The organism is Bacillus sp. ISO11, from assembly GCF_003458115.1.
In the GTDB taxonomy this organism is placed as follows: domain Bacteria; phylum Bacillota; class Bacilli; order Bacillales; family Bacillaceae_G; genus Bacillus_A; species Bacillus_A cereus.
The window spans coordinates 1-3,115 of sequence record NZ_QXCO01000073.1; the positions used below are offsets into that span (position 1 = coordinate 1).

Below are 3,115 nucleotides of genomic sequence, written 5' to 3' on the forward strand. Positions count from 1 at the left end.
ACTTATATTCATTACTACAATCACAAAAGAATTAAAACAAAACTAAAAGGATTGTCCCCTGTGCAATACAGAGTTCAATCCTTAGTAGCTGCTTAATATATTTGTCTAATTTTTTGGGTTCAGTTCAACTAAGAGTGTCTTTTCCCTTAGTATTTTAGCAGAAGCAACTGCATCCAATAATGATTAAAAGTATAAAGAGTACAACGAGTAAAGCAAAAACGTACTATTCTACATTATCTGAATTAAAGGTAGCTACGCAAAATGGAAGTATTCCTGACCTTGTAAAGAAAGGTATTGTAGATCGAGAAGAAAATGGATTTACTCCAGGTGATGATGATACATTTTATGTAATGTTCACATTCGTAGATAGCGGTGAAGACCAAAATGTATTTCAGGGGAGATGCATTGAAATTACATTGGGCGTTTAATTCCATGCAAGCAAGCGGTGAAGAAAAGTAAGTGTAATAATTTGTATATTCTATGTTTAAAACTGTAACAAGAAGCATAAGATGGCCGTTTTGATCAACTTATTCCTTTTTAGTTTGCGGCCAACGTATGCTTTCGACTCCGTTGAATAATTAGGTAATCATCTACAAAAAGAAGTGTTTTTTGGCCAATTTATGGATAAAGTGACAAAAACGTATAGTATACAATTAAAAGAACTGTTTTAAAATTGAGGAGTTTATCGTGAATGGTAAAGATTCTCATAAATATATGGGCGAGAAAACTGATGACGATTTCCTTTTTTTTAATACATCGTAAAATATATTTTACGATGTATATTGTTGTATGTTGGAGAGTATAGGAATATTAAATAATTATCCTGTTTTTGAGATATCTTGAGGGGATTTTACTCGTAATGTGGAAGAAAAACAGTTTTGGAAGGTGCTCAATTATATACCATATTCATTGGTAAGAGAGAGAAAAGAAGTAAAGAATCATGAATGAAAAGGGGGGGATATACTATATTACGACAAATGAAGCCTTTGTATATGTGAAGTAGAAAAAGTAAAAGATTACCTGTAAAGGGTGGTTGAAACTTGGTCTTACTATTTATTTTTTTAATCTCTTTTTAAGAGTTCAACTATTTGTACTAGCTATTCTATAAGAGTAAGGTTTAAAGCACGAAAATAAATTTCGGTATTATATGTAATGAGTTCTTCTTTTTTATGAACAGATAAACCACTTTGTAGGATAGCTGTAATATTGAACTACTCACCACTTAACGTCCTAACGGACTGTTTGAAGTGGGAGATTCCTGCGAACACTGATGTATCCATCAGTTATCTTAGCAGGCTCTACCCGCAGTCCCTACGGTGAGAACATAAGTATCTTGTACGCTGACTCACCACACTACCTACTTTAGCTTGGTTTTCGCAATTTTGAGAAGCGTGGGGCGATAGAACGTTGAAGATTTTACGGTTGCAACGTTTTTCTGCAACCAACCTCATAACTTCAGTTTTCGAAGAGCAATCTGTACAAGTAAATGATAGCAAATATGTTGGCTTATGCCAACCGACATTCATCTCCCACCTAAAATTGGTGTTTCACACCTTCACATTTTTGAAGAAGGAGCCTTCTGTCGGAAAACGATAAAATCTCTCCTAAAACGAAAAAAGATGAACAAAATAATAAAAAGGCTCATTTCTATTTCTTTTTTAGTTTCTATTCCTTAGTAAAAGAACTTAGTAGATGAAAAGGTTAGATTACACAATTAATTGGGAGATAAGTACAAGTAACTTTGAACAATATTAAGTTCACTATTTTTATGGTGCTCCTTTTTCTATAACGGTAAGTTCAATTTATGTTTCTATTAAATAAAAAATACATCCCTATAGGGATGTATTTTTTATTAATAATAATGTTATAAATTATTCTACATGAACAGATATACTTTTAGATAATACTTGCATTGAGAAAGGAACTCTAGCTTCAAAAGCTATAGTGTTTGTTGAATTTGATGTGTTTGAGAAGACGTAAGAATCCTTGATACGTAATCTAAATGTTTTTTCAGATCCGAATGGACCAGTATAAGAACTGACTTCGTCTAAAGAACTTCCCGCATATCTAACACCATTAACAGTTAAAGCCTCAGAATATGAATCCGGTGTGCCTACTTCACTAACTTTTACATAAAGGTAATCGCCCTTAAGAACAGGAATAGATAAGTAAGAACTTGCACTATACATTTTGTTATTATCGCCTACAGCACTAATGCTAACACTTCGTAGTGGAGAAGAATCCGCCTTTGAAACAGATGGTAAAAGTGCTAGTGTAAGTGCAAAACACATAGCTAAAATGCTCATAAATTTCTTCATATTAACAACCCCTTAGGTATTTATTTAACATCCTGTATTTTACAGGTTAAAAATGTAAATTTCAATATCTTTATATAAGGAATAATTATGTAATTATGCATATTTAATATAAATCGCACGAAAACTCGGATACATAAATAGCTAAAAGAAAAAGGAGGTTTCTTTCGAGGGTAGGGGGCCTCTTTGTTCTTGGTAACGATAATGAGATGTTATACGAACCTGACATGTATAGAGTATACAACCAAAGTCAAATAACAAATCACTCCTTTTAAATGGTAAAATAGGGAAAAGGAGGTTCTGTATAATGCCTTTAGAAAACTCTATTTATTACATTGGAGTTGCTATTATATTAATGATCATCGGTGCATTGCTTGGGGGAATTATACGTAAAATTCAATATTCTAGTAATCACAAAAAGCAAGATTCAGTTGAGCAAAAGTTAGATAAAGTTATTCAACTGTTAGAAAAACAAAACAAAGATTGACCTTACAGCCCTTCCCGAACGAGAAAGCCCCTCGCCTTTAGGCATGGGATGAAAGTGAGGTTGGATAAGGAGTGCACTAAAAACCGCAAGGTTTGTAGCACTCTAAGTATCCAAAATGTTGGTATCTTTTATTTTTTTATCTTTCGTGTTGCAGTTTTGTAATCTAACTGATACGATGCAAACATGATGAATGATTATAGAAGAACCAAAACAACCGTGTCATTAATTAACTATCATTTTGTGTTTTGCCCGCGATACAGAAGAAAGATTTTTCTTAACACAAAAGTAGAAGAACGTTTCAAGGAGTTGGTTC

At 33.0% G+C, this 3,115-nt stretch carries 4 protein-coding genes and 2 pseudogenes; 4 read left to right on the forward strand and 2 right to left on the reverse strand.

Features of this window, described 5'->3' with window-relative positions; translation table 11 throughout:
- On the forward strand, window positions 1–96 hold a 96-nt coding region (locus D1166_RS30745), incomplete at its 5' end, for an IS3 family transposase (RefSeq protein ID WP_130055901.1).
- 58 nt (window positions 97–154) lie between these two features.
- Here the strand turns inward: D1166_RS30745 and D1166_RS32070 are convergent.
- Window positions 155–217 (reverse strand): annotated as a pseudogene (locus D1166_RS32070) (YjcZ family sporulation protein); the annotation flags it as partial.
- A gap of 10 nt (window positions 218–227) precedes the next feature.
- On the opposite strand from D1166_RS32070, the pseudogene D1166_RS30755 reads away from it, so the two are divergent.
- A pseudogene (locus tag D1166_RS30755) lies at window positions 228–459 on the forward strand (TasA family protein); the annotation flags it as partial.
- Window positions 460–1,871: 1,412 nt separating this feature from the next.
- On the opposite strand, the gene D1166_RS30765 reads toward D1166_RS30755, so the two are convergent.
- The gene (locus D1166_RS30765) at window positions 1,872–2,318 is read right to left on the reverse strand and encodes a hypothetical protein (protein WP_097856737.1); all 447 of its coding nucleotides are present in this window, start codon (window positions 2,316–2,318) and stop codon (window positions 1,872–1,874) included.
- 304 nt (window positions 2,319–2,622) lie between these two features.
- On the opposite strand from D1166_RS30765, the gene D1166_RS30770 reads away from it, so the two are divergent.
- Together D1166_RS30770 and D1166_RS30775 are read left to right on the forward strand one after the other, a co-directional pair.
- Window positions 2,623–2,802, forward strand: a complete 180-nt coding sequence (locus tag D1166_RS30770) for a DUF4083 family protein (protein WP_097862199.1) — start codon at window positions 2,623–2,625, stop codon at window positions 2,800–2,802.
- 183 nt (window positions 2,803–2,985) lie between these two features.
- The coding region (locus D1166_RS30775) for a transposase (RefSeq protein WP_179951336.1) at window positions 2,986–3,115 on the forward strand (130 nt) is incomplete at its 3' end.

Excerpts from the sequence above, each read along its gene's own strand:
- D1166_RS30765 (WP_097856737.1), bottom strand. The coding sequence starts at position 2,318 with ATGAAGAAATTTATGAGCATTTTAGCTATGTGTTTTGCACTTACACTA.
- D1166_RS30770 (WP_097862199.1), top strand. The coding sequence starts at position 2,623 with ATGCCTTTAGAAAACTCTATTTATTACATTGGAGTTGCTATTATATTA.